The sequence below is a fragment of the Saccharothrix violaceirubra genome (genome assembly GCF_014203755.1).
Lineage (GTDB): Bacteria > Actinomycetota > Actinomycetes > Mycobacteriales > Pseudonocardiaceae > Actinosynnema > Actinosynnema violaceirubrum.
Genome location: NZ_JACHJS010000001.1, coordinates 2,032,029 through 2,057,924 on the forward strand (window position 1 = coordinate 2,032,029; position 25,896 = coordinate 2,057,924).

Consider the following 25,896-nt stretch of genomic DNA (forward strand, 5'->3'; position numbering starts at 1 on the left):
CCGGGCCTTCGCGCGTTCACCGGGCGTAGATGTGCTCCACGAACTCGGCGATCTGGTGCTCGTCGAGGTGTTGCGCCAGATCGGCCTCGCTGATCATGCCGACCAGCCGGTGGTCGTCGATGACCGGCACGCGCCGGATCCTGTTGTCCTCCATGGTCTTGAGCACGTCGGTCACGTCGTCGTCGGCGTTGACCCAGTGCAGGTGGCCGGCCAGTTCCTCCGCGCTCATCTCGGCGGGGTCCCGGCCGTCGGCGATACAGCGGATCACGATGTCGCGGTCGGTGATGATCCCGTGCAGGCGGTTGTCCAAACCGCAGATCGGCAGCGACCCGACGTTCAGGTCGCGCATCATCCGAGCCGCGTCGAGCAGGCTCTCGTTCTGGTCGACGCACTGGACGCCGGCGGTCATGATGTCGCGCGCTGTGGTCATGGCGAACCTCCCTGTTCCGGACGCGGTCCAGCATGCGCCGGTCGGCCGGACCCGGCACGTCGGCCGGTCAGGTCTGCGCGACCAGCAGGTCCACCACATCGCGGAGTTCGCCGCGTCGGGTGAACGCCCGCCGCTGCCGCACCGCACCCGACCCGTCGGCCAGCAGCCGGGACACGCCGTCCACCACCAGGTCGTCGTCGCCGGCCGCGCGCAACGCGGGCAGCGTCCACTCGACCAGCCCGCGCACCAGGTCCGCCGCCGCCACCAGCCGACCGCTGAGCGGTTCGACGCCCGCGCCCTCGACCCCGTCCCGCGCCGCGCGCCACAGCGCCGTGCGCAACGACAGGTCCGGCACCCGGTAGGCGGGCCGGCCAGACATGGCCATGACCGCGATCGCCCGGACCAGCGCGGCCAGCAGCACCGCCTCGTCCACGGTCGCCGCCACGTCGCACACCCGCAATTCGACCGTCGGGTGCCGGGCGGAGAGCCGGACGTCCCAGTAGACCATCCCCTCGTCCAACGCCGCACCGGACCGCCGCAGCACGCCGACGCCCCGGTGGTAGTCCTCGGCCGAGGCGAACCACGGCGGCGCCCCCGCCGACGGCCACGGGCTCCACGCCAGGTAGCGCCAACTCGCGTAGCCGGTGTCGCGGCCGTCGAAGAACGGGGAGTTCGCGCTGATCGCCAGCAGCACCGGCAGCCACTGCCGCAGGTGGTTGCTCACGTGCACGCCGGTCTCCTCGTCCGGGATGCCCACGTGCACGTGGCAGCCGCAGATGATCAACCCGTCGACCAGGCCGCCGAACTCGGAGCGGATGCGGTGGTAGCGCGGCCGGTCGGTCAGCGGCGGCGGCCGGACCCCGCCCAGCACCGGCGTGCCCGTGGCCACGATGCGCGCGTCCTGCCCACGGGCCAGCCGTGACAACGTCGCCCGTGCCAACGCGAGCTGCCGCCGCACCTCGGACATCGTGCGGCACACCGGCGTCGCGCTTTCCACCTGGAACCGGGTCATCTCGGCCTGGAGGTCCAACCCGGTCTCCGGCGCGGCCAGCACCGCGGGCGCGACCGGCGTCAGCATGCCGGTGGCCGCGTCGACCAACAGGAACTCCTCCTCGACGCCGACCGACAGCGCCGCGTCGAATTCCGTTCGTGGGTAGGGCAGCTCGGAGACACCGACGCTCACCAGGACCTCCCCTGCACTGGGTAGTCATCCTGATGCTATGAGTGGTCACCCGGGCGGGACAGGCATCGTTGCGGTGAACTTTCTCAGCTCACCGCGAGATGCGGCCCGCCGCGCAGCACGTCGACGTGGTCGCTGCCCGGCCGACCGAGCACCCAACTCGTGCCGCGCAACGACTTCGCGTGCTCCTTGAGCGGCGCCAGCAGCCGTGACACCTCGCGGTAGGACCCCACCGAACCGGCCGCGCACACGAGCGTGGCCAGCGATAACGTCACCCGCACGCCCTCTGCCTCGTAGACCGTGTCCAGCACCCCGGTGCCGAAGGGCACCACCTCGTCCAGCCCGGCGACCACCAGGAAGTCGTCGCCGCCGACGTGCCCGACCTGGATGCTCGACGACGCGCCGGCGCCCTCGGTCAGCCTGCGGCCGATCGAGCGGATCAGATCGTCACCCGCGGCGAACCCCACGGTGTCGTTCACTCGTTTGAACGAGTCGACGTCCAACCAGCCCACGGCGAAGATCTCGCCGTGCATGATCCGCCGGTCGACCTCGCGGGCGATCGCGTCGCTTCCCGGCAGCCGCGTCAACGGCGACAGCGCCGCCGCCTGCTCCACCTTCAGCTCGGCGATGCCGCGCACCACGTCCGCCACCCGCACCACGCCGACGCAGCGGTCCGCCCGGTCGACCACCACCAGGTCGTCGTTCGTGCGCTCGCGGTGTGCGTGCGCCACCACGTCGAGCAGGTCCAGCGCACTGGAATCCGCGCCGATGATCTTCGGCTTGTCCGCCAGCCGGTGCGCCTCGCGCTTGGCGTGCAGCGCGTGGCCGAACGGTCCGGTGACCGACAACAGGAACCGGTTGCGGTCCACGGTCCAGCGCGGCCGGCCCGCCGGGCACACCAGCACCACGCCCGACACGGTCGGCTGCGCGGTGAGGATCTCCAGCACTTCCTCGGACGTGGCCGTCTCCGGCAACGTCGTGGCCGGGTGCAGGAAGTCGGTGACCTTCGGCCCGGCCTTGCGGCGCAACGGGCCGGTCATGGTCTTGGTGACCGCCTCGGGGTCGTTGACCTCGCTGAGCACGGCCTCGATCGTCGCGCCGACCCGGGGCCGCCGCTGCGGCTCGGCCAGCAGGTTGCCCTGCGCCAGCCGGATGCCCAGGCGGCGCACGGCGGCGAGTTGGGCCTCGGTCTCCACGCCCTCGGCCACGAGCAGCGAACCGGTCTGCTCGCCCAGGTGCTGCAACGCCTGCACCAACGCGTACCGCGCGGCGTCCTCGGGCAGCGCGGCCACGACCTCGCGGTCGAGCTTGAGCACCTCGGGCTGGACCCCGGCCAGCAGCGACAGCGGGGTGTCGCCCTCGCCGACGCCGTCCAGGCCGATCTTGAACCCGTCCTCGCGCAGGCGGCTGATGCCCTTCTCCAGGCGGCCACGCGGCGCGCGGGAGTACGGCGTGCCGACCTCGACCACGATGTCCGCCGGTGTCCGACCGACCTCGCGCAGCGCCGCGTAGAGCGGCGCCATCAGCTCGGGCTTGTCCGCGACGGTCATCGCGAGCAGGTTCACGTGCAGCGGCAACAGGACGTCGTGGTCTGCCGCGTGCCGGATCGCCCGGCAGGCCAACGCCACGTCGGTGTTGGCCAGGTACCCCGCACGGAAAGCCATGCGGAGCAGGTCCTGCACGCTGCCGTCGTGCGGTCGGGCGAGGGCCTCGATCGCGACGACACCTCCGGTGTGGAGGTTGAACAGCGGCTGGAAGGCGAAGCGGACGTCATCCAGCAAGGCGGGCACGGTCACTGATAGTGCCTGGTCGATCATCGTTTGCCGAGGGGGTTAACCAGCTGTTCGCACAACTTTGGCCGAGCGCACGGGAAATGCCAGGCGGGCGCGCAACGACCACTTTGCGGAACGGAAGAGTCCGCTCATCGCCGCGACGGTTCCACGCAGGTCGGTACGGTCGGACAGGTACGACCGTTGGAAAGTCGCGGGTAGGTCGAAGAATTCGTCAAAGAATTCCGGGACCTGGTGCGGGCGCAACGCGAGCACCGCGTCGAGTCCGAACCGGTGCAGCGCATGCACGGCTTTCGCCCGGTATGGCCACATCGCCCGTTCCACCGGGACTCCGGACACGAGCGCGTCCGCGGCGACCGGCGCCAGCCGCAACGACGCGGCCACGCTGTAGCCGGTCGCCGGGTGCACGAAACCCGCCGTCGCGCCGAACCCGTCACCCGGCGGCACGTCCAACGGGAACCGCACCCGCTCCTCCCCGTCGGGCACGGCGATCCGGTGCGCGGCCAACCGCGACCGCAGTCGCCGCCGCAGTTCCGCCGCCGGCAGTCCGGGCCGCCGGGCCAGCGAGGTCTCCTCCAGCAGGACCCGGTCGTCGCCGAGCGGCACCGCGTACAGGAACGTGGGGTCGGGCGTCCCGGCGTCGGGAGGCCGCCGCCAGTCCATGACCAGCGCCTCCCCGTCCGCGACGAAGGGCCTCGCGGCGCGGGCGCCGACCACGACGCCGATCGCGGTCTGGTGGACGTGCCCGCGCGTGCCGCCCGCGTACACCACGGCTCCCGCGCCGAGAACGCTTCCGTCGGCCAGGCACGCCGTGGTGGGGGTGCGCCCGACGACGCGTCCGGTGAGCACGCGGACCCCGTCGAGGTCACGCAGCCACCGGTCGTCCAGGACGGCGTAGCCCCGGTCCAGGTCGTGCCGGCGGGTGGCGACCACCACCGCCCGCGACTCGGACCGCGTCCGCGCGTCCGCGGGCAGTTCGTCGGACCAGGCCGCGTACGTCGCCCGCCACGGCCGCGCGGGCGCCGGATCCACCAGGGCGGTGTCCAGCCCCCGCCCGACGCACGCGCGGGCCAACGCCCGCCCCGCCGGTCCGCCGCCGACGACCAGGACGTCCACTCACTGCCCGTTCTGCCGTCGGGGCGGCAACATGTCGCCCAACACGATCGGTTGGTACTGCGTGACCATGTCCGAGAGCTGCGAGCAGGTCCGTTCGATGGCCGCGAGCGCGGCGTTGCGCTCGGCGATCACCGCCGACAGCACCAGCGTGGTCAGCACCACGGTCGCGTTGAACCCCTGGAGCGACACCATCCGCTGGTACACCTCATACCCCTCCCAGGGGCCCGTACCCGTCGCCGCGCCCCGGGCCGTGACCGCCGTGGAGATCAACGCGCACGGCGCCGCGCCCAGGTGCTGGAACCGCAGCCCGGCCCACACCGCGAACGGGAACACCAGGTACAGCAGGCGGACCGGGGTGGCGATCGCCATGACGGTCACCGCGGCCGTGCCGAGCAGCAGGCACGCCACCTCGATCCGGCCCCTGGTGGTCAGGTGCCGCCGCCGGGCCGTCCGCACCGCCGCCACGAGCGGCACGACGGTCAGCACGCCGAGCGCGTCGCCCGTCCACCACACCGACCACGTCGTCCAGAACTGGGCACGGTCGATCCCGTGGGTGAGCAGCAGTGAACCGGCACCCACCGACGCGCTCACCAGCATCGCGGCGAACGCGCCGAGCACGATCAGGACGATCGCGTCCCGCGTGCGGTCGAGCGCGAGGCGGAAGTCGTAATGGCGCAGCAGCAGACACGCGACCACCGGGGCGAGCGTGTTGCCCGCGCTGATGAGGAAGGCGGCGCCGGGCTCGCCGAGCGTGGCGTTGACGACGAACGCGCCGATCGCGATGCCCGGCCACAGCCGCTGCCCGCCGAGCAGCAGCGTCACCACCGCCAGACCGGTCGGCGGCCACAGCGGGGTCACCTGGTCGTTCACCAACGCCTGGAGCAACCCGAGTCGTGCACCCGCGTAGTACGCGGCCGTGACCGCGAGGAGTTGCGCGGCGTACACGCCCCACGGGCGTAGTCGAGGGGGGATCGGCACCGGGACAGCATCCTCCGTCCTCGTCGAGGGCACCACGCCTAGCTGCGGTTTTGTCGTTACCGACCCCCCGATTTCACTTCCGGACGACACTCGTGTAAGTTTCTCTCTGCCAGCGCGGAACGGGCCGGAAAACCGGAGCGGAGTGCGGGCCACAAACCAAGTGAATGCGAAGCGGGTTTGTCGCGGAGCGAAGAAGCCGAAACGGCCGATTTGACACCGCGAAAACGGACGAGCTAAGCTTTCGACACAGCCCCGGAATGAACCGCGGTAAGACGCGGGACACGATGGTGAGCGCGTGTTCTTTGAGAACTCAACAGCGTGCCGAATAGCCAGTAAACTGATATACCTCGTCAAGAGGTATTCCTTTGAGATCGAATACTGGACGACTGACTGTCAAAAGCGGACCATATTCCGGTCCGTGGGTCGGCATCGTTCGAGCGATCAACTCGTTCATTATTGGAGAGTTTGATCCTGGCTCAGGACGAACGCTGGCGGCGTGCTTAACACATGCAAGTCGAGCGGTAAGGCCCTTCGGGGTACACGAGCGGCGAACGGGTGAGTAACACGTGGGTAACCTGCCCTGTACTTCGGGATAAGCCTGGGAAACCGGGTCTAATACCGGATACGACTCCGCGACGCATGTCGTGGGGTGGAAAGTTCCGGCGGTACGGGATGGACCCGCGGCCTATCAGCTTGTTGGTGGGGTAGTGGCCTACCAAGGCGACGACGGGTAGCCGGCCTGAGAGGGTGACCGGCCACACTGGGACTGAGACACGGCCCAGACTCCTACGGGAGGCAGCAGTGGGGAATATTGCACAATGGGCGGAAGCCTGATGCAGCGACGCCGCGTGGGGGATGACGGCCTTCGGGTTGTAAACCTCTTTCAGCAGGGACGAAGGGTGACTGACGGTACCTGCAGAAGAAGCACCGGCTAACTACGTGCCAGCAGCCGCGGTAATACGTAGGGTGCGAGCGTTGTCCGGAATTATTGGGCGTAAAGAGCTCGTAGGCGGTTTGTCGCGTCGGCCGTGAAAACTTCACGCTTAACGTGGAGCCTGCGGTCGATACGGGCAGACTTGAGTTCGGCAGGGGAGACTGGAATTCCTGGTGTAGCGGTGAAATGCGCAGATATCAGGAGGAACACCGGTGGCGAAGGCGGGTCTCTGGGCCGATACTGACGCTGAGGAGCGAAAGCGTGGGGAGCGAACAGGATTAGATACCCTGGTAGTCCACGCCGTAAACGGTGGGTGCTAGGTGTGGGGGGCTTCCACGTCCTCCGTGCCGCAGCTAACGCATTAAGCACCCCGCCTGGGGAGTACGGCCGCAAGGCTAAAACTCAAAGGAATTGACGGGGGCCCGCACAAGCGGCGGAGCATGTGGATTAATTCGATGCAACGCGAAGAACCTTACCTGGGCTTGACATGCACCGGAAACTGCCAGAGATGGTGGCCTCTTCGGACTGGTGTACAGGTGGTGCATGGCTGTCGTCAGCTCGTGTCGTGAGATGTTGGGTTAAGTCCCGCAACGAGCGCAACCCTCGTTCCATGTTGCCAGCGCGTAGTGGCGGGGACTCATGGGAGACTGCCGGGGTCAACTCGGAGGAAGGTGGGGATGACGTCAAGTCATCATGCCCCTTATGTCCAGGGCTTCACACATGCTACAATGGCCGGTACAGAGGGCTGCTAAGCCGTGAGGTGGAGCGAATCCCTTAAAGCCGGTCTCAGTTCGGATCGGGGTCTGCAACTCGACCCCGTGAAGTCGGAGTCGCTAGTAATCGCAGATCAGCAACGCTGCGGTGAATACGTTCCCGGGCCTTGTACACACCGCCCGTCACGTCACGAAAGTCGGTAACACCCGAAGCCCGTGGCCCAACCCGTAAGGGGGGGAGCGGTCGAAGGTGGGACTGGCGATTGGGACGAAGTCGTAACAAGGTAGCCGTACCGGAAGGTGCGGCTGGATCACCTCCTTTCTAAGGAGCATCTGCACCGCGGTCCTTTTCGGAGGGTCGTGGTGGAGGCCACGCCGGCGGCGGACGATCGTCGGGTGGGGCTCAATTTTGTGGATGCTGGCTAATGCGGGACTCCTTGTTGTTCGGAGAGTGAGTACTGCCTGCTTGCGGGCGTGGAAAGGTCTTCGGAGGGCTTGAAGCTTCTGTTCGGTGCGCTGTTGGGTGTCTGAGAGAACACGCGAGTGTCTTTCAGTGACCGACCGGTCCGGTCTTCGAACCGCTGGTGTGCCTCTTCGGGGGTGTGCGGGTAGGCGTTGACGTTGGTGGGCTGGTGTCTGGTTTGTTCTTTGAGAACTGCACAGTGGATGCGAGCATCTTTGTGGCAAGTTATTAAGGGCATACGGTGGATGCCTTGGCACCAGGAGCCGATGAAGGACGTAGGAGACTGCGATAAGCCTTGGGGAGTTGTCAACCGAGCTGAGATCCAAGGATTTCCGAATGGGGAAACCCGGCCCCAGTCATGTGGGGTCACCCACGTCTGAACACATAGGGCGTGTGGAGGGAACGCGGGGAAGTGAAACATCTCAGTACCCGCAGGAAGAGAAAACAACCGTGATTCCGTGAGTAGTGGCGAGCGAAAGCGGAAGAGGCTAAACCGTATTCGTGTGATACCCGGCAGGGGTTGCGTGTACGGGGTCGTGGGACCCACTGGTCAGTTCTGCCGGACTGGCAAGGAGTCAGAAAGCACTGTGGTTAGCGGAACGCGTCTGGAAAGCGTGGCCGTAGCGGGTGACAGCCCCGTACGCGAAAACCCGGTGTCTCCTTGTGGTGTTCCCAAGTAGCAGCGAGCTCGTGGAATTTGCTGTGAATCTGGCGGGACCACCCGCTAAGCCTGAATACTCCCTGGTGACCGATAGCGGACTAGTACCGTGAGGGAAAGGTGAAAAGTACCCCGGGAGGGGAGTGAAATAGTACCTGAAACCGTGTGCCTACAATCCGTCGGAGCCTTTCGGGGTGACGGCGTGCCTTTTGAAGAATGAGCCTGCGAGTTAGTGCTGCGTGGCGAGGTTAACCCGTGTGGGGTAGCCGTAGCGAAAGCGAGTCCGAAGAGGGCGTGATAGTCGCGTGGTCTAGACCCGAAGCGGAGTGATCTAGCCATGGCCAGGGTGAAGCGTGGGTAAGACCGCGTGGAGGCCCGAACCCACCAGGGTTGAAAACCTGGGGGATGAGCTGTGGTTAGGGGTGAAAGGCCAATCAAACTCCGTGATAGCTGGTTCTCCCCGAAATGCATTTAGGTGCAGCGTCGTGTGTTTCGTGCCGGAGGTAGAGCACTGGATGGTCTAGGGGGCCCACAAGCTTACCGAAATCAACCAAACTCCGAATGCCGGTACGTGAGAGCGCGGCAGTGAGACTGCGGGGGATAAGCTTCGTAGTCGAGAGGGAAACAGCCCAGAACGCCGGCTAAGGCCCCTAAGTGTGTGCTCAGTGGGAAAGGATGTGGGGTCGCCCAGACAACCAGGAGGTTGGCTTAGAAGCAGCCACCCTTTAAAGAGTGCGTAATAGCTCACTGGTCAAGTGGTCCTGCGCCGACAATGTAGCGGGGCTCAAGCACACCGCCGAAGCCGTGTCATTCAGACTCAGGTCTGGATGGGTAGGGGAGCGTCGTGCAGCGGGTGAAGCGCCGGAGTGATCCAGGTGTGGACGCTGTGCGAGTGAGAATGCAGGCATGAGTAGCGAAAGACGAGTGGGAAACTCGTCCGCCGGATGACCAAGGGTTCCTGGGCCAGGCTAATCCGCCCAGGGTAAGTCGGGACCTAAGGCGAGGCCGACAGGCGTAGTCGATGGACAACGGGTTGATATTCCCGTACCCGTGTGAACGCGCCCATGGCGAACCTTGTGATACTAACCGCCCGAAGCCCGCGCCTGATCCTTCGGGTGATGGTGTGACGTGGAGCGCGGGACCTGAACTTGTAGTAGTCAAGCGATGGGGTGACGCAGGAGGGTAGCTCCGCCAGTGAGTGGTAGTACTGGTGTAAGCGTGTAGGCCGTGGCATAGGCAAATCCGTGCCACACGCAGGCTGAGACGTGATGCGTAGCCGATTGAGGCGAAGTAGAGTGATCCCATGCTGTCGAGAAAAGCCTCTAGTGAGTGTTCATGCGGCCCGTACCCCAAACCGACACAGGTGGTCAGGTAGAGAATACCGAGGCGATCGGGTGAACTGTGGTCAAGGAACTCGGCAAAATGCCCCCGTAACTTCGGGAGAAGGGGGGCCGGGGGATTTGAAGCCCCTTGCGGGCTAGGATCTTCCGGCCGCAGAGACCAGCGAGAAGCGACTGTTTACTAAAAACACAGGTCCGTGCGAAGTCGCAAGACGATGTATACGGACTGACGCCTGCCCGGTGCTGGAACGTTAAGGGGACCGGTCAGTCACTTTGTGGCGAAGCTGAGAACTTAAGCGCCAGTAAACGGCGGTGGTAACTATAACCATCCTAAGGTAGCGAAATTCCTTGTCGGGTAAGTTCCGACCTGCACGAATGGCGTAACGACTTCTCGACTGTCTCGACCGCAGGCCCGGCGAAATTGCATTACGAGTAAAGATGCTCGTTACGCGCGGCAGGACGGAAAGACCCCGGGACCTTTACTATAGCTTGGTATTGGTGTTCGGTTCGGCTTGTGTAGGATAGGTGGGAGACTGTGAAGCGGCCACGCCAGTGGTTGTGGAGTCGTCGTTGAAATACCACTCTGGTCGTACTGGATGTCTAACCTCGGTCCGTGATCCGGATCAGGGACAGTGCCTGGTGGGTAGTTTAACTGGGGCGGTTGCCTCCCAAAGGGTAACGGAGGCGCTCAAAGGTTCCCTCAGCCTGGTTGGCAATCAGGTGTCGAGTGCAAGTGCACAAGGGGGCTTGACTGTGAGACCGACGGGTCGAGCAGGGACGAAAGTCGGAACTAGTGATCCGGCCATGGCTTGTGGAAGCGTGGTCGCTCAACGGATAAAAGGTACCCCGGGGATAACAGGCTGATCTTGCCCAAGAGTCCATATCGACGGCATGGTTTGGCACCTCGATGTCGGCTCGTCGCATCCTGGGGCTGGAGTAGGTCCCAAGGGTTGGGCTGTTCGCCCATTAAAGCGGTACGCGAGCTGGGTTTAGAACGTCGTGAGACAGTTCGGTCCCTATCCGCCGCGCGCGTAGGATACTTGCGGAAGGCTGTCCCTAGTACGAGAGGACCGGGACGGACGGACCTCTGGTGTGCCAGTTGTCCCGCCAGGGGCATGGCTGGTTGGCTACGTTCGGAAGGGATAACCGCTGAAGGCATCTAAGCGGGAAGCTCGTTCCTAGATGAGGTGTCCCACCCCTTTGTGGGTTAAGGCCCCCAGTAGACGACTGGGTTGATAGGCCGGAGATGGAAGGTCGGTAACGGCTGGAGTTGACCGGTACTAATAGGCCGAGGACTTGTCATGAAGATGTTGCGCATCCACTGTGCGGTTCTGAAGGAACCGAAACCAGGCCCCCGGCGGGTTCTGGTCGACTTGTGAGGGTCGGCTGGGAGTGTCGGGTGTGGTCGGTTGGTTATCTTCATAGTGTTTCGGTGGTCATTGCGGTTGGGGAACACCCGGTCCCATTCCGAACCCGGTAGTTAAGCCTTCCAGCGCCGATGGTACTGCATTCGTGAGGGTGTGGGAGAGTAGGACGCCGCCGAACATTCTTTCCCTGTGGGGGTCGATCTTCCGATCGACCCCCACAGGGCTTTTTGCGTTTTGCGGTCTTCGGTCGCGGCATGGTGTCGAAGAGTCCCGGCACGCTCGGCTAGCGTCTGCGCATGCAGCACGAGCACACAGACCCACGCGCCGCGCGTCGCTCCGGCGGGGACAGCGGGTCTTCGTTGTCCGACCTCGCGGCCGGGCCGTTCCGGGTCGACCGGGACCGGGTGGCGGGATCGCCGTTCTTCGCACGGCTGGGCGGGGTGACGCAGGTCGTCAGCTCCACCGGCTCGGGGCTGCTGGTCCACAACCGGCTTACCCACAGCCTCAAGGTCGCGCAGGCAGCACGGGCGATCGCCGAACGAATCGGCTCGCGGCCCGACCTCGCGGGCGTGCTGGACAAGCTCGGCGGCTGCGACCCGGACGTCGTCGAAGCCGCGTCCCTCGCGCACGACCTGGGTCACCCGCCGTTCGGCCACCTCGGCGAACAGGTGCTCGACCGGCTGGCCCGGCACCGGTTCGGACTGGCCGACGGCTTCGAGGGCAACGCCCAGTCGTTCCGGATCGTCACCACCACCGACGTGCGCGGCCCGGCCTCGCTGGGGCTGGACCTCACGGTCGCCGTGCGCGCGGCCATGCTCAAGTACCCCTGGACCCGGCGCTCGCACCCCCGGCCGCACCCCAAGGACCTGGCCGAGCCGCCGCGTGGCGCCGCCGAACCGCCGGACGCACCGGGCACGGGCGCGGTGAAGTTCTCCGCCTACGTCACCGAACTCCCGGACGTGCTCTCCTCCCGCGCCTACTACGACGGCCGCATCGAGTCGTGGCAGCAGACCGTCGAGGCGTCGGTCATGGACACCGCCGACGACATCGCCTACGCGATCCACGACCTGGAGGACTTCCACCGGGTGGGCGTGCTCCAGCACGCGACGGTCGCGGCCGAACTGGGTACGTGGCTGTCCGACGCGCTGAACCTCGCCGGGCTGGACCGGTCGCTGCTGGCCGCGCAGTCCCGGTTGCCCGGCCGGTCGCTGGAGGCGTTGCGCCGCCGCCTGCACGCCAAGGACTCGTGGGCGGTGGACGACGAGGCGTTCGCGATCGCGGTGGCCAAGGTCCGGTCCGAACTCGTGGACGGCCTGCTGGCCGTGCCGTTCGACGGATCGGTGGAGGCCGAGCGGGCGGTCGCCGGGTTCTCCGCGCGGTGGACGCGTCGGCTGGTCGATGCGGTCCGGGTGGTCGAGGAGCCGACGACGCGGTCCGGGCACGTGGTGCTGGCCGTCGCGCAGTGGCACGAGGTGCAGGTGCTCAAGTTCGTGCACCGCCGGTTCGTGTTGCTGCGCCCGGATCTGGCGCTGCACCAACGGGGGCAGGCCCGGCTGCTGACCGCGCTCGTGGAGGCGCTGGAGCAGTGGGTCACCGACCGGCACGAGGCGGACCGGCTGCCGCGGCGCCTGCACGACCTGGTCGAGTTGGCCGGTGCCGAGTACGCGACGCTCGCCCGCACCGATCCGCGAGTACTCGTCGGCGCTACCGGCGAGACGCCCTCCGGTCCGGACGCGGTGCGCGCGTTGGCCCGCGGTCGCGCCATCGTGGACTTCGTCGCGTCGTTGACCGACAACCAGGCTTCGGCGCTGCTGGAGGGGTTGTCGGGGCGGACCGGTCAACTGTGGACCGACGCGTTCGTGCTGTGAACGGCAACGATCCCGGCTGACGGGAAGTACGCCGAACGGTGGCAGACGGTACCGGACCGTGCGCAATACGTTACCCCTCGATCGGCGACGCCCGGTCGTCGAAGGTGTGGGGGAGGCGCCCGTGCGAACACCGCTGCGCGGACATCCGCTGGTGGTCCTGGTCGCGGTCGTCGCACTCGGCGCGGTCGTCCCGGTCCCGTCCGCCACCGCCGCACCGGCCGGCGGCCTGCCCGCCCGTGCCGCCGCGCAGATCGCCGCGCTCCAGGAGATCAAGCGGTCGATCACCGGCACCGACACCAAAGTGGACAGTGCGCTGATCGTGGAACAGCGCCGCCGCAAGGGTTCCGCGGCGTTCGGCCGGCTGCCCTCGTACCGGACCGGGGTGGAGGTGCGGCCGGACGGCACGGTGTCGGTGGACGTGCGGGCCGTCGCCGTCACGCCCGGACTCGTCGCGTCGCTCGGTGATCGCGTCCGGTCGGTGTCGGTCGACGGCGCCACGATCCGGGCCGAGGTGCCGTTGTCGGCGGTGGGCGCGATCGCGGCCCGCCCCGACGTGCGCCGGGTCCAGGTCGCGGACGCGGCACCCGTCGACGCCCGGTCCAAGGAGGAACAAGCGGGCAAGGTCGAGGCCGACACGCTCGCCGCGGTGGACCGGACGACGGCGAACCGGGCGACCGCAGACCCGACGACCGCAGACCCGACGACGGCGGAGAGCGACCGCGCGCATGGCGCCGACACGGCCCGTGCCACCCACAAGGTCACCGGCACGGGCGTGAAGATCTGCGTACTGGCCAACGGGATCACCGACCTGGCCGCCGCGCAGGCGGCGGGCGAGCTGCCCGAGGTCGAGGTGCTGCCCGGCGAGGAGGGCGGCGGGTACGACGGTGTGCCGCTGCTGGAGATCGTCCACGACATCGCGCCCGGCGCGAGCCTCGGGTTCGCCACGGCCGGGCTCGGCGACGCGCGGTTCGCGGACAACATCCGGGCCCTGCGGTCGAGGCTGCGCTGCGACATCCTCGTCGACAACGGCCGTGCCCAGGACGAGCCGCAGTTCCAGGACGGCGTCGTCGCCCGGGCCGTGGACGCGGTCGCGGCGGACGGCGCGCTGTACTTCGCGGCGGCGGGCGACGAGGGCAACGTGACCGACGGCACCTCCGGGCACTGGGAGGGCGACTTCGTCGATTCCGGTGTCGGCGTCGGCAAGTTCGCGGGCACCGCGCACGACTTCGACCCGAGCCCGACGGCCAAGCAGGTGCTCGACCCGCTCGCGGTGGGTTCCGGCGGTGCGCCGGTGACGCTGTCCTGGGCCGACCCGCTCGGCGCGGCCGGCGACGACTACGACCTGTACCTGGTCAACGCGCAGGGCAACGTGGTGGGCGCGAGCCAGAACGTGCAGGACGGTGCCCAGGACCCGGTCGAACGGCTGCACGTGCCCGACAGCCAGGTCGACCGGCTGCGGTTGGCGGTCGTGAAGTTCCGCGGCGAGCACCGGTACCTCGGCCTGACCGTGCACGGCGGTCGGTTCGCGAACTCGTTCGACGGGCTCAAGGGCTACACGACGGCCGGTGCGATCCGGGGGCACGCCGCGGCCAAGGGCGCGATCGCGGTCGGTGCGGCGCCGGTGGGCGACCCGTACCCGGGCGATCCGGCGCACCCGCGCGGTCCGTACCCCGGCGTGTTCGACGTCGGGCAGCGGCCCGAGCGGTTCACCTCGGACGGTCCACGCCGGGTGTTCTTCGCCGCCGACGGCACACCCCGCACCGAGGTGCGGCCGAAGCCCGACGTGACGGCGGGCGACGGCGTCAAGGTCGGCGGGAGCGTGCGCTACGGCACGTCGGTGTCCGCGCCGGCCGCGGCGGCGATCGCGGGTCTGGTGCTGTCGGGCAATCCGGGCCTGCCCGCCGCGCAGGTGCGCGAGGCGCTCGCCACGACCGCGCTCGACCTGGTCGAGCCGGGGGTCGACGGCCGGACCGGCGCGGGCGTGCTGCGGGCCGACCTCGCGCTGGACTTCACGGGCGCGTCGCCGCAGCCGCTGGTCAAGGCGCGGAGACCGACTCCGGTCAACGAAGTCGACGGCACCCCGTACTTCAAGCCCGGTACGACCGCCGCGGTCACCGTGCCCGTGCACAACTCGGGCGACGGCCTTGCCGCGTCGACCAACGTCGTGCTGACCTCGCCGACGCCGGGCGTGACGATCGCGCCGCGCGCCAGGTCCTACGGCACGATCGAGCAGGGGCGGACGGGCTCGGGCGAGTTCAAGGTGACCGTGGCGGCGGGCGTGCCGCTCGGGACCGAGGTCAAGCTGGACGTGCGGGTCGCGTACTCGGGCGCGACGTCGCCGACGACTGCGTCCTTCGGGTACGTGGTGGGCGAACCGTCGGCGGAGACCAGGGACTTCTCCTACACCGGGCCGGCGATCGCCATCCCGGACGACAACGCGACCGGCGTCACCGCGACCTTCCCGGTGAGCGGCCTCGGCCGGGCGTCGAAGATCACGTTCTCGGTCGACGGCGAGCAGTGCACGGCGACCGAGGGCGCCACGACGGTCGGGGTCGACCACACGTTCGTCGGCGACCTGACCGGCACGCTCACCTCGCCGTCCGGGCGCACCGCGACCCTGTTCCAGCGGTCCGGCGGCACCGGCGCGAACCTGTGCCAGGTCGTGTTCGCCGACGACGCGGCCCGGCCGTTCTCCTCGGTGACGTCGGTGAACGCGCCGTTCACCGGCACCTGGCGGCCGGTGGGCCGGTTGTCGACCCTGCTGGACGACCCGGTGGACGGGGTGTGGACGTTCAAGCTCGTCGACGGGCTGCCCGGCGACCGCGGTTCGTTGCGCGCGGTCTCGTTGCACCTCAACGGTTACCGGTGACATGGCGAAGCCCCGGGAGTTGGGACGACTCCCGGGGCTTCGCCCGTCGCGCGATCTGTGGTGGGTGGGAGGGGTGCCCAGACACCCCGGGTGGATTGGGTGGAGCTGTCGGAGATCCGGCCCCGGACCAGGGTTTCGGATCGCCGGTCGATCATCGGACCGGTGCGGCCGTGTTTCCTATTGGGGCCATTCCCAGCGGATGCCGAACACCCCGGGGCCGAAGCCCAGGGCGACGGCGTGCACGCCACCGGCGTTGTCGAGCGCGAGGTTGCGCCGCCGCGACGGCGTCTCGTCGCCCGCCGGCACGCTGTACTGCTGACAGCGTGCGGGCAGCCGGGAGCGGTCGAACCGCACCTCGATCACGTACTCGCGGACCGGGAGCCGGAACTTCCGGGCGAACGTGTTGTTGCCCGCCGGGTAATGACCCTCGGCGAACAGCAGCTCGTACTCCATGATGATCGTCTCGCCCCGGGACAGGGGGCGGTCGAACATCATCTCCGCGGCCATGATGTTGGCGTCGAGGTCCTCGACGACCCGGCCGAGGTGGCAGTTGCGCAGGTTCGAGACCCGGGGGAGGACGTCGCCCTCCTCCGTTTCGAACACCAGCGCCCACCGGTCCGGACCGTCCTGCTCGGCGCGCAGGATCTGGCGCACCCACACGGATCGCTGCCCGCCGTCGGCAGCGATCTCGATGCGGTCGTGCTGGCTGATCCGGCCGAGCTTGACGTCGGACGAGGTGTCGACCTTGGTGAGCAGGTTCGCGACCCGTTCCCGTCGAGGCCACAGGGCGTCGATGGGCATCATCGAGGTGGGTCGGGACCGCCTGCCCCGCGGCCTCGGCGGCCCGAGCAGCGCGGACAGACCCGCCTGCGGAACGCCGAGCACGGATTCGAGGTGGCGCAACGCCTCCAGCGATTCGGGGCGCTCCGGCCGCCTGCGGCCGGACTGCCAGTAGCTCAGCGTCGCGACGCTGATCGTGACCCCGCGTAGAGCGAGTCGGTGCTGGATGCGGTCGAGGCTCAACCTGCTCGCCTTGATGGCAGCCCGCAGCGCCTCGGGAAAGGGTCCCGTGGTCAAGAGCTGAGCCAGACTGCCGTGGCCCGTCGAGTCGAGTTCGTCGACGGACAGGTTCGTTCGACCGGCAGCGTTAGTCATGGTGACTCCCCGCTGTCATTAGATCACGCTTCAGTGACCCTACCCGCCAACGTAGTGCGGTGGTGTCCTCTGGATGGAGTCACTGACTGGGCTGTTCGGCGGATGACGTAAGGGGGGTGGACGTCGTTCTGTCAAGTGGCGAACGTCCGTGCTTTCCCTGGTGTAAACCCGCCGGTAATATTCTGCACCAGGAGCCGGTGGCCGCCAACCGACCTTCGGTGGTGTCGTGCTGCGGTCGAAGTGCCGCATTCGTCCGATTCTGTTGCTCCTCACTCCGGTCTGCGATCACCTCGTTCGGCACTGGTCCGAACCTTTCGAGCAGTGAAACCGCAGGTGTAGTGGCCTGTCATGGGCTCGGACCGCTACCGTGACGCGGGTGGGTGCCGCCTGCGAGCCGATCCGCCCCGCCGACGGGGCGTCGGGTACGCGTGGCGCGGTTTCGCGGTTGCTGCCACCGTCCGCAGAAGCGCGGCTTCGGGGTGGACAAGCCCCGCCGCGACACGGAGTAGTGACACTGATCCGTACGGGTGTCATGAGATCGGGCCGTTCAGATCAATCGAGACGCGCCGATCGGAAATTCCCATGAGGGTGCGTCCGGTCGAGGGCGGCGGCCGGGCCGTCGAGGTCGCGCCCGCCCTGCTCGCCGGCTGGTTCGACCGCTTCGCGTCCCGGCACGGCGGCGTCCGCGCGACGGCCGTCTCGCCCCGGCGTTTCGTGGTCACGGCCGAGGACGGCACGACCGCCGCCGTCGACGCGGTGTTCGCCGACTTCGCGCCGACGGGGGAGAGCGCCGGCCTGGACCTGCGACCCCTGACCGGCGCGGCCGGCGCGTCCCGCCGGGTCGGCCTGGTGCTGGTGCGCCTCGGTGGGCACAGCGTCGGGGTGGCGTGCGACGGCGAGGTCCTCGTCTCCACCACGGACAACCGCCAGGTGCACGGCCGCTCCAAGGCGGGCGGGTGGTCCCAGCGCCGCTTCGCCCGTCGTCGGGAGGGGCAGGCGCGGGTCGCGCTGCGGGCCGCCGCCGACGACGTGGCCCGCGTGCTCGTGCCGCGCCTGCCGGAGTTGGACGCGGTGGTGCTGGGCGGCGACCGGCAGGCGTTGGACGTGCTGCGCGCCGATCCGCGACTGGCGGGTGTGTTCGCGCGGGCGGTCGAGCGGGTGTTCGACGTGCCCGAACCCCGGCGGGCCGTGCTGGACGAGGTCGCCGAACGGGTGCGCGCGGTGGAGATCGTGGTCCGGGACGCCTGAGCGGCTCGCGCTGTTCGACGATCGCGGCCGTCAGGTGTACATGCCCCCACCCGTCCTCAGGGGGAGCGCCCCGGACCCATTCTACCGGTGCCACCCGGTCGGGGGCGGGATGTGGATCTCGCCTGTGGACAACCGAGGGGGCTGTGGACAAAGCGCGGCGACCGGAAGACCGCGGGGCTTCGGCACGGGTGCCGGTTGTGCCCGGCCCTTCACCGCCGCGATGGCGCCGTCGGTCCGGCCGACCGCGGGTCGCGGCCGAGGTGTACTCCGGGTCGAGGTCGGGAGCCGGGTCCTGGCCGCCCGGCGAGTGGTCCGGGGTACCGGGCCGGACCGGTCGGCCTGCCCGCCTTCGCCATCGGCAGGGCGCCGCGCCGTCGGGAGGCGCCGGTCCCGCTGGTCGACCCGACTACCACCGCCACCGGCGTCCGCCGCGCACACCCGTCCCGTCGACCTGTCGCACGTGGACGTGACGCCCGCCGCGCCCGCCGGTGTCCGGGTGCGTGCGTGCGGCCCGGTGCGGGACGGGAGTGGCCGCCCTCGGCGCGACCCGGCCGGTTATGCCGGTGGACACATCGGTGAAATCCGGTGGCGGTCCCTCGGTAGACTGGATCCGTGGTCGTCCTGATCGAGTAGGTCCAGCGCGTTCTCCCGCGCCGTCGACCCCGCACCCGACCACACCTTACGGAGTTCCGCTGTGATCACCGCCACCGATCTCGAGTTGCGCGCTGGTTCGCGCATCCTGCTCTCCGACGCCACGCTGCGCGTCCAGCCCGGCGACCGCATCGGCCTGGTCGGCCGCAACGGCGCGGGCAAGACCACCTCGCTGCGGGTCCTCGCGGGCGAGGGCCAGCCCTACGCGGGCGAGGTGCGGCGCACCGGCGAGCTGGGCTACCTGCCGCAGGACCCGCGCGAGGGCGACCTGTCGGTGATCGCCAAGGACCGCGTCCTGTCCGCGCGCGGGCTCGACCAGCTCCTGCGCGACATGGAGAAGTCCCAGTCGACGATGGCCGAGCTGGTCGACGACGCCGAACTCGCCGAGGCCGTGCGCAAGTACGGCCGGCTCGAGGAGCGGTTCGCCGCGCTGGGCGGCTACGCGGCCGAGAGCGAGGCCGCCCGCATCTGCTCCAACCTGGGCCTGGCCGACCGCGTGCTCGCCCAGCCGCTGCGCACCCTGTCCGGCGGCCAGCGCCGCCGCGTCGAGCTGGCGCGCATCCTGTTCGCCGCCTCCGAGGCCGGCGTCGGCGCCAAGTCGAGCACGATCCTGCTGATCGACGAGCCGACCAACCACCTCGACGCCGACTCGATCGCGTGGCTGCGCGGGTTCCTCAAGTCCCACGACGGCGGCCTGGTCGTGATCAGCCACGACGTCGAGCTGCTCGACGACGTGGTGAACAAGGTGTGGTTCCTCGACGCGATGCGCGGCGAGATCGACATCTACAACATGGGCTGGAAGAAGTACCTGGAGGCCCGCTCGGCCGACGAGAAGCGCCGCCGCCGCGAGCGGGCCAACGCGGAGAAGAAGGCCGGTGCGCTCATGGCGCAGGCCGACAAGATGCGGGCCAAGGCGACCAAGGCCGTCGCCGCCCAGAACATGGCCCGTCGCGCCGAGAAGCTGCTCGCCGGCCTCGACGAGGAACGCCAGTCCGACCGCGTGGCCAAGATCCGGTTCCCGGAGCCCGCCGCGTGCGGGCGTACGCCGCTGACCGCCGAGGACCTGGGCAAGTCGTACGGGTCGCTGGAGGTGTTCACCGGCGTCGACCTGGCCATCGACAAGGGCTCGCGGGTGGTCATCCTCGGCCTCAACGGCGCGGGCAAGACCACGCTGCTGCGGCTCATCGGCTCGATGGAGAAGCCCGACACCGGGCGGGTCGTGCCCGGCCACGGGCTCAAGCTCGGGTACTTCGCGCAGGAGCACGAGACGCTCGACCACAACGCCTCCGTGTGGCAGAACATCCGGCACGCCGCGCCCGACACGCCCGAGCAGCAACTGCGGTCCCTGCTGGGCACGTTCCTGTTCAGCGGCGAGCAGCTCGACCAGCCGGCGGGCACGCTGTCCGGCGGCGAGAAGACCCGGCTGGCCCTGGCCGGGCTGGTGTCCAGCGCGGCGAACGTGCTGCTGCTCGACGAGCCGACCAACAACCTCGACCCCGCCAGCCGCGAGCAGGTGCTCGACGCGCTGCGCCGCTACGAGGGCGCGGTCGTGCTGGTCACCCACGACCCGGGTGCGGTCGAGGCGCTTGAGCCCGAGCGGGTGATCCTGTTGCCGGACGGCGCCGAGGACCACTGGTCGGACGAGTACCTCGAACTGGTCCAACTGGCCTGACACAAGGAATTCCGACCTTGTCGGGCGGGTCTACCCAGGGTGGTCCCTTGACCGCTCGGCGATCTTTTCGCATGATCGCCTGGCGTTCTTGGTCGTCGTGTTCGATCATTGCGACGACAGGGGCTAATTCACGGCCCGACCTGCTGTCCATGGAAGGCGGGACAAGGTGGCTGACCTGAAGAAGGGTGCCCGTATCACGGGCGCCACGCGGGACAAGCTGGCCGCTGACCTGAAGAAGAAGTACGAGAAGGGCGCGAGCATCCGGGCCTTGGCCGAGTCCACCGGGCGCTCCTACGGCTTCGTGCATCGGGTTCTCAGCGAGTCCGGTGTGCAGCTTCGCGGTCGCGGTGGCGCCACCCGCACGAAGAAGAAGTAATCTACTCTCCGGTAACACCAGGCACCGAGGGAGACGGTGCCTTCACGCCCCGGAGGTACGCGCATGTCGGCCCGGACCACTCTCGACGCCGACCTGCCGGAGGGCGGTGGCGTGCGGCTCGTCGTCGACGGCCCGCGCGCGACGATCACGCTCGATCGCCCCGACGTGCTCAACGCACAGACTCCGTCCACGTGGGCGGCGTTGCGGGAGATCGGCGCGCAGCTGGACCCGGACGTCCGTGTAGTGGTCGTCCGGGGCTCCGGTCGCGCCTTCTCGGCCGGACTGGACCGGCGGGTGCTCACCGGGGAGCCGATACCCGGTGAGCCGGGCTTCGCGGACATCGTGCGTCACGGACCCGACGCCGGTGCCGCGCTGATCGCCGGCTTCCAGGAGGGCTTCCGCTGGTTGCGCGACCCCGCACGGGTCACGGTGGCGGCGGTGCGCGGGCACGCGATCGGCGCGGGCTTCCAGCTCGCGCTCGCCTGCGACCTGCGCGTGGTCGCCGACGACGTGCGGTTCCGCATGGCCGAGACCGCGTTGGGCCTGGTACCCGACCTGGGTGGCACGCTGCCCCTGGTCCGCCTGGTCGGGTACGCCCGCGCGGTCGAGCTGTGCCTGACCGGCCGCGAGGTCGGCGCCGAGGAGGCCTCGCGGATCGGTCTGGCCAACGCGGTCGTGTCGCCCGAGGGGCTCGACGCGGCGGTCGACGACCTCGTCGCCCGGCTGCTCGCGGCACCGGCCGATGCGGTCGTCGAGACGGTGGCGTTGCTCGCCTCGGCCGCCGACGGTGCCACGGAGCAGGAGCAGCTCTACGCCGAGCGGGCCGCGCAGCTCCGCCGGTTGACCGATCTCGCCGCCGGGCGCTGACCTTCGTCCTGTCCGGCCGTTCTCCGTCCACGCCGGATGATCCGACGTGCCGATCGTCCTTGTGGCGGCAGGGGTCCACGGCCCGACGCGGTGCCATCCACTCCGGTCGGTCCACTGTGGACCCGGCGGCGCCCCCCGGCGCCACCGGGACCGGATCAGAACCCGCCGAGGAATCGGGACGTCACCGCGACCGCCGCCTTCGACGAGCCGCCGTCCACGACGAGCACGGCGAACGCGAGGTCGTTCTGGTAGCCGACGAACCAGCCGTGCGAGTGCGTGCCGTCGCCGAACTGGGCGGTGCCGGTCTTGCCGCGCACGTTGCCGTAGGGCGCCAACTCGCGGGCCGTGCCGCCGGTGACGACGTCGCCCATCATGGTGCGCAGCGCGGCGACGACCCCGGCGGGCGGCGGCGTGGCCCGACCGCCCTCGGCGGGCAGTTCGCGGACCAGCCTGGGGGTCGGCGTGCTGCCGTTGGCGACCGTGGCGGCGACGAGCGCCATGCCGAACGGCGTCACCTGGACCCGGCCCTGGCCGATGCCGGACTCGACGCGTTCGGGCACGCTCGGCGACGACGGGATCTTGCCGGTGTTCGTGGTCAGGCCCGGGATCGTGTAGTCGGAGGTCAGCCCGAACCAGGAGGCGGCGTCGGGCAGCGCGTCGGCGGGCAGGTCGGCCGCGAGCTTGGCGAAACTGGTGTTGCAGGACGCGGCGAACGCGCGGCGCAGCGGGACCGTGCCGAGGTCGAACTTGTCCTCGTTGGAGATCGTGCGGGTGCCGATGGTGTCGGTGCCCGGACACGCGACCGGCGTCGTGGTGGTCACCGCGCCCGCGTTCAGGGCCGCCGCGGCGGTGACGATCTTGAACGTCGAGCCGGGTTCGTAGCGGTCGGTGAGCGCGACCGGGCTCTGGGCGCCGCCGGACCCGTGCTGCGCGATGGCGAGGATCTCGCCGGTGGACGGCTGGATCGCCACCAGCGCCCCGTCCTGCGGCACGCTGTCGACGGCCTGCTGCGCGGCGGACTGGATCGCCGGGTCGATGGTGATCGTCGCGACCTGGCCCGGTTCGGCCTTCTGGTCCAGGAAGACCTTGCCCGCGGCACCAGCGCCGTCCACGGCCGTGACCTGGAAGCCGACCTTGCCGTCGAGGCTGCCGACCGCCTTGGTCGCCGCGTCCCGCAACCCGGCGGGCAGGCCCTGGGGATCCTTGCCGTCGCGGCCGTGCAGCGCGCCGTCGCCGGACACCAGGTGGTAGGCCAACGACTGGTGCTCGGCCAGTTCCGGGTGGATGACCGTCGACGCCCAGTGCACGCGCCACCGCTCGTCGGCCCGGCGCAGCTCGACGCGCAGGGGGTACTTGAACAGCGCCCCGCCCACGAGCGTCCACGTGACCTCGGCGTCGATCGTCGCCGTCGTCGCGTCGGCGGCCGTCGTCGGCGCGGCGCCCAGCCGCGCGTGGTAGCGGGCGTCGACCATGTTGCGGCGCAACAGGGTCAGCGCCTCGCGTGCGGTGTCCGGTGCGTCCGTCGTGCCCGCCGCCTGCGCGAACTGGTCGGTCGCCAGCGCGGTGACGAACTCCTGGGCGACGGCCGCCGGCGGCACCTTCGTGCCCGGTGACGCCGGCTTGCCCGCGGGTGTGCCCGGCCAGATCTCGATCACGCCCGCGACGACCGCCGCCACCGCGAGCACTCCCGCGCCTGCCAATACCAGGCGCTTCGTCCGTGTCTTCACTTGAGCCCCCTTCGTACGGAGGCTATCCGCACGATGTGGGGCTCTCGTGAGTAGTCCTACGCGAGTTCAGGAACGCGCGGACCGTACTTCTCCAGGAACGCGGCATTGGCCGCGTCGCCGCCCTGCACGTTGGCACTGCGCCAGAACGGCAGGTCGAAGCCCTCCTCGGCGGCCTTGTCGAGCAGACGGGCGAGCAGCAGGTTCCACAGGAACGCCGTCGCGATGGTCGAGATGGCCGACGTGACGGGTGCGTCCGCCGGATAGGTCGAATCGCCCGGCGGGACCAGGTTGTCCAGCACCACGGTCGCGGTCTCGGCGAGCGTCGACCCCGCCCGGCGCGGTGCCGCCGCGCTCGCCGCCACCGACGTGACCGCGACGACCGGGCAGCCGCGCTCGACCGCCAGCCGGGCCAGTTCGACCGGGTACGGGTTCACGCCCGAGGTGGAGAACACGAACAGCAGGTCGTGCGCCGCGAGCGGGGTCTTCTCCAGGACCTCGGCCGCCAGGCCCGAGCGGCGTTCGGCGACCGTGCTGGCCACGGCGCCGTGCATCGGCAGCAGTTCCGGGTGGTAGACCGGACGGACGCAGGCGAGGCCGCCCGCGCGGTAGAAGGTCTCGGCGACGGCGGCCAGGGAGTGGCCGGCACCGGCGGCGAGCAGGGTGCCGTCGGCGCGGATCGCCGCCAGTACGAGTTCCACCACGTCGTCGAGCGCGGCGGCGTTGTGCGTCTCGACGCGGGTCAAGTGGTCGCGGACGAGGGAGCCGAAGTCGGTCGTCATGCGGGGTCGCCCTCCAGTGGTCTGAACCAAGCGTGATCGTGGAGTTCCTACCGGACCGGGCCCGGATGGGCCAGGCGGGTGGAACTTTCGCCACCACGGGAAGGCGCGGCCGGCTAGCTTGGAGGGGAAGATCTCTTCGACTACAGGAGTCCGCGGATGAGCCTGTCCCTGCCCGAACCCGGCACCGAACTCGGCGACCGGGTCGCGCGCCGGTTGCGCGACGAGACCATCGGTTGGATCACGTCGGTCGACGGGAGCGGCACGCCGCAGCCCGCGCCCGTGTGGTTCCTCTGGCGGCCCGAGGACTCGTCGGTGCTGCTCTACAGCATGCCGACCGCCAAGCGGCTGGCCCGGCTACGGGCCAACCCGCGCACCGCGTTCCACCTCAACGACGCCGTCGGCGACGACGTCGTCGTGCTGCTCGGCGACCTGGTCGAACGGCCGGACCTGCCGGGCGCCGCCGACGTGCCGGAGTACGAGGCGAAGTACGGTGACGTGGCGCGGAAGATGTTCGGCTCGTCCGAGGAGTTCGCCGCGCGGTACAGCGTCCCGCTGCTGTTCGTGCCCGAGCGTTTCCGGGGTCACTGAGGGGGATCCGGAAGCGTCGTCGTACGGCGGGCGCCGGCCGGCACCGGCGCCTGTCGCTGCCCGCTAGACCAGTGCCTGGTGTCCCTTCAACTCCGTCCTGCTGGCGACCGAGAGCTTGCGGTAGACCCGCGTCAGGTGCTGCTCGACCGTGCTCACGGTGATGTGCAGTCGCATGGCGATGGCCCGGTTGCTGTGGCCCAACGCGGCCAGGGTGGCGACCCTGCGTTCCGAGTAGGTCAAGTCCGTCATATAGAGGAACACGTGCCGCATCGGGGTCGCGTTCAAAATTGACCCCTAATGGCCGACCAGATGCTCCGAAAGCAGGGCCGTGAAGACTTCCGGTACCTGATCGGGCACCCAGTGCGACACGTCCTCGAGCATCTCGAACCGGTACGGGCCGTCGACCCACCGCTCGGTCAGGAACGCCGCCGCGGACCCGAAGGCCACGTCCTCGGTGCTCCACACGTACAGGGTCGGCACGGACACCCGCCCGGTGCGGCCACCGGCCCGGCCCGCCCGGAACCAGTTCAGCGCGGCGGTCAACGCACCCGGCTCGGCCAGCCGGCGGACGTACTCGTCGACGCGGCTCGGCGGCACCGACCACTCGAACATGCGGCGCACCGCCTCCGCGTCGTCGGCCAGCATCCGCCGTTCCGTGCCGGTCGACCGCCAGTCGGTCAGGTAGGCCGAGCGCAGGGCCTGGTCCTCGTCGGTGCGCACGGCCTCGGCCAGCGCGTCCGGGTGGGGCGTCGACACGGCGGTCAGCGTGCGCACCCGCGCCGGGTGGTCGGCCGCCACCCACCACGCCACCGCCGCGCCCTGGTCGTGGCCGACGAGGTCGAACCGGGACCAGCCCAGTTCGTCGGCGATCGCCAGCACGTCCCCGACCAGTTCGGCGACGCCGTACTCGGCGACGGTCGCGGGCCGCGCGCCGGGGGAGTAGCCGCGCTGGTCCACGGCGACCGCGCGGCACCCGGCCCGGCCGAGCACGGACACCGGGAACTCCCACGTGATCGCGGCCTGGGGGAAACCGTGCAGGAACAGCACGGGCCGGCCGTCCTCCGGTCCGGCCGCGATGGCGTCGAAGGTGCCGGCGGCCGTTGTCACGCTCCACTGCTCGACCACTG

17 protein-coding genes and 3 rRNA genes are annotated in these 25,896 nt (G+C 69.4%); 10 read left to right on the forward strand and 10 right to left on the reverse strand.

Annotated features, from left to right (window positions below; all coding sequences use genetic code 11):
- Positions 1–16 precede the first annotated feature (16 nt).
- The 5 genes from F4559_RS10180 to F4559_RS10200 all read right to left on the reverse strand — a co-directional run bounded on the left by F4559_RS10180 (position 17) and on the right by F4559_RS10200 (position 5,494).
- On the reverse strand, positions 17–430 hold the full coding sequence (locus tag F4559_RS10180) for a CBS domain-containing protein (protein ID WP_184667881.1): 414 nt from the start codon (positions 428–430) through the stop codon (positions 17–19).
- 67 nt (positions 431–497) lie between these two features.
- Complete coding sequence (locus F4559_RS10185) at positions 498–1,613, reverse strand: carboxylate-amine ligase (protein WP_312865558.1); 1,116 nt, start codon at positions 1,611–1,613, stop codon at positions 498–500.
- Between the two features lie 83 nt (positions 1,614–1,696).
- Positions 1,697–3,400, reverse strand: a complete 1,704-nt coding sequence (locus tag F4559_RS10190) for a GGDEF domain-containing protein (RefSeq protein ID WP_184667883.1) — start codon at positions 3,398–3,400, stop codon at positions 1,697–1,699.
- Between the two features lie 42 nt (positions 3,401–3,442).
- Positions 3,443–4,516 carry a lycopene cyclase family protein gene (locus F4559_RS10195; RefSeq protein ID WP_184667885.1) on the reverse strand — a complete coding sequence of 358 codons (1,074 nt, stop codon included), beginning with the start codon at positions 4,514–4,516 and terminating at the stop codon, positions 3,443–3,445.
- Positions 4,517–5,494, reverse strand: a complete 978-nt coding sequence (locus tag F4559_RS10200) for an MASE1 domain-containing protein (protein WP_312865559.1) — start codon at positions 5,492–5,494, stop codon at positions 4,517–4,519.
- A gap of 453 nt (positions 5,495–5,947) precedes the next feature.
- Between F4559_RS10200 and F4559_RS10205 the strand changes: the two genes are divergently transcribed.
- From F4559_RS10205 to F4559_RS10225, 5 genes are all read left to right on the forward strand, one after another.
- Positions 5,948–7,463: ribosomal RNA gene (locus F4559_RS10205) — 16S ribosomal RNA — on the forward strand.
- A gap of 359 nt (positions 7,464–7,822) precedes the next feature.
- Positions 7,823–10,906 (forward strand): 23S ribosomal RNA (locus F4559_RS10210).
- A gap of 124 nt (positions 10,907–11,030) precedes the next feature.
- Positions 11,031–11,147 (forward strand): 5S ribosomal RNA (gene rrf / locus F4559_RS10215).
- Together the 16S, 23S and 5S rRNA genes form the textbook arrangement of a ribosomal RNA operon.
- A gap of 118 nt (positions 11,148–11,265) precedes the next feature.
- Positions 11,266–12,837 (forward strand): deoxyguanosinetriphosphate triphosphohydrolase family protein, encoded by a 1,572-nt coding sequence (locus F4559_RS10220; RefSeq protein ID WP_184667895.1) that lies wholly within the window; start codon positions 11,266–11,268, stop codon positions 12,835–12,837.
- 121 nt (positions 12,838–12,958) lie between these two features.
- Positions 12,959–15,706, forward strand: coding sequence for a S8 family serine peptidase (locus tag F4559_RS10225; protein ID WP_312865560.1), 2,748 nt, complete (start codon positions 12,959–12,961; stop codon positions 15,704–15,706).
- Between the two features lie 177 nt (positions 15,707–15,883).
- Here the strand turns inward: F4559_RS10225 and F4559_RS10230 are convergent, their stop codons facing one another.
- Complete coding sequence (locus F4559_RS10230) at positions 15,884–16,861, reverse strand: helix-turn-helix transcriptional regulator (RefSeq protein ID WP_184667899.1); 978 nt, start codon at positions 16,859–16,861, stop codon at positions 15,884–15,886.
- A gap of 582 nt (positions 16,862–17,443) precedes the next feature.
- On the opposite strand from F4559_RS10230, the gene F4559_RS10235 reads away from it, so the two are divergent.
- The 4 genes from F4559_RS10235 (at position 17,444) to F4559_RS10250 (ending at position 21,675) form a co-directional block, all read left to right on the forward strand.
- Positions 17,444–18,109, forward strand: coding sequence for an acVLRF1 family peptidyl-tRNA hydrolase (locus F4559_RS10235; RefSeq protein WP_184667901.1), 666 nt, complete (start codon positions 17,444–17,446; stop codon positions 18,107–18,109).
- A gap of 694 nt (positions 18,110–18,803) precedes the next feature.
- Entirely contained in the window at positions 18,804–20,432 is a 1,629-nt protein-coding gene (locus tag F4559_RS10240; RefSeq protein ID WP_184667903.1) for an ABC-F family ATP-binding cassette domain-containing protein, read from the forward strand.
- A 166-nt stretch (positions 20,433–20,598) separates the two neighbouring features.
- Positions 20,599–20,808, forward strand: coding sequence for a helix-turn-helix domain-containing protein (locus F4559_RS10245; protein ID WP_015103570.1), 210 nt, complete (start codon positions 20,599–20,601; stop codon positions 20,806–20,808).
- A 63-nt stretch (positions 20,809–20,871) separates the two neighbouring features.
- Complete coding sequence (locus F4559_RS10250) at positions 20,872–21,675, forward strand: enoyl-CoA hydratase/isomerase family protein (protein WP_184667905.1); 804 nt, start codon at positions 20,872–20,874, stop codon at positions 21,673–21,675.
- A 155-nt stretch (positions 21,676–21,830) separates the two neighbouring features.
- Here the strand turns inward: F4559_RS10250 and F4559_RS10255 are convergent, their stop codons facing one another.
- Positions 21,831–23,402, reverse strand: a complete 1,572-nt coding sequence (locus tag F4559_RS10255) for a penicillin-binding transpeptidase domain-containing protein (protein ID WP_184667907.1) — start codon at positions 23,400–23,402, stop codon at positions 21,831–21,833.
- A 56-nt stretch (positions 23,403–23,458) separates the two neighbouring features.
- Positions 23,459–24,181, reverse strand: a complete 723-nt coding sequence (locus F4559_RS10260) for a sugar isomerase domain-containing protein (RefSeq protein ID WP_184667909.1) — start codon at positions 24,179–24,181, stop codon at positions 23,459–23,461.
- A gap of 156 nt (positions 24,182–24,337) precedes the next feature.
- On the opposite strand from F4559_RS10260, the gene F4559_RS10265 reads away from it, so the two are divergent.
- Positions 24,338–24,769: a TIGR03667 family PPOX class F420-dependent oxidoreductase gene (locus F4559_RS10265; RefSeq protein WP_184667911.1), complete on the forward strand. Its 432-nt coding sequence runs from the start codon at positions 24,338–24,340 to the stop codon at positions 24,767–24,769.
- Between the two features lie 63 nt (positions 24,770–24,832).
- Here the strand turns inward: F4559_RS10265 and F4559_RS10270 are convergent, their stop codons facing one another.
- Both F4559_RS10270 and F4559_RS10275 read right to left on the reverse strand, forming a co-directional pair.
- Complete coding sequence (locus F4559_RS10270) at positions 24,833–25,018, reverse strand: response regulator transcription factor (protein ID WP_184667913.1); 186 nt, start codon at positions 25,016–25,018, stop codon at positions 24,833–24,835.
- A gap of 45 nt (positions 25,019–25,063) precedes the next feature.
- The gene (locus tag F4559_RS10275) at positions 25,064–25,894 is read right to left on the reverse strand and encodes an alpha/beta fold hydrolase (protein ID WP_184667915.1); all 831 of its coding nucleotides are present in this window, start codon (positions 25,892–25,894) and stop codon (positions 25,064–25,066) included.
- Positions 25,895–25,896 lie beyond the last annotated feature (2 nt).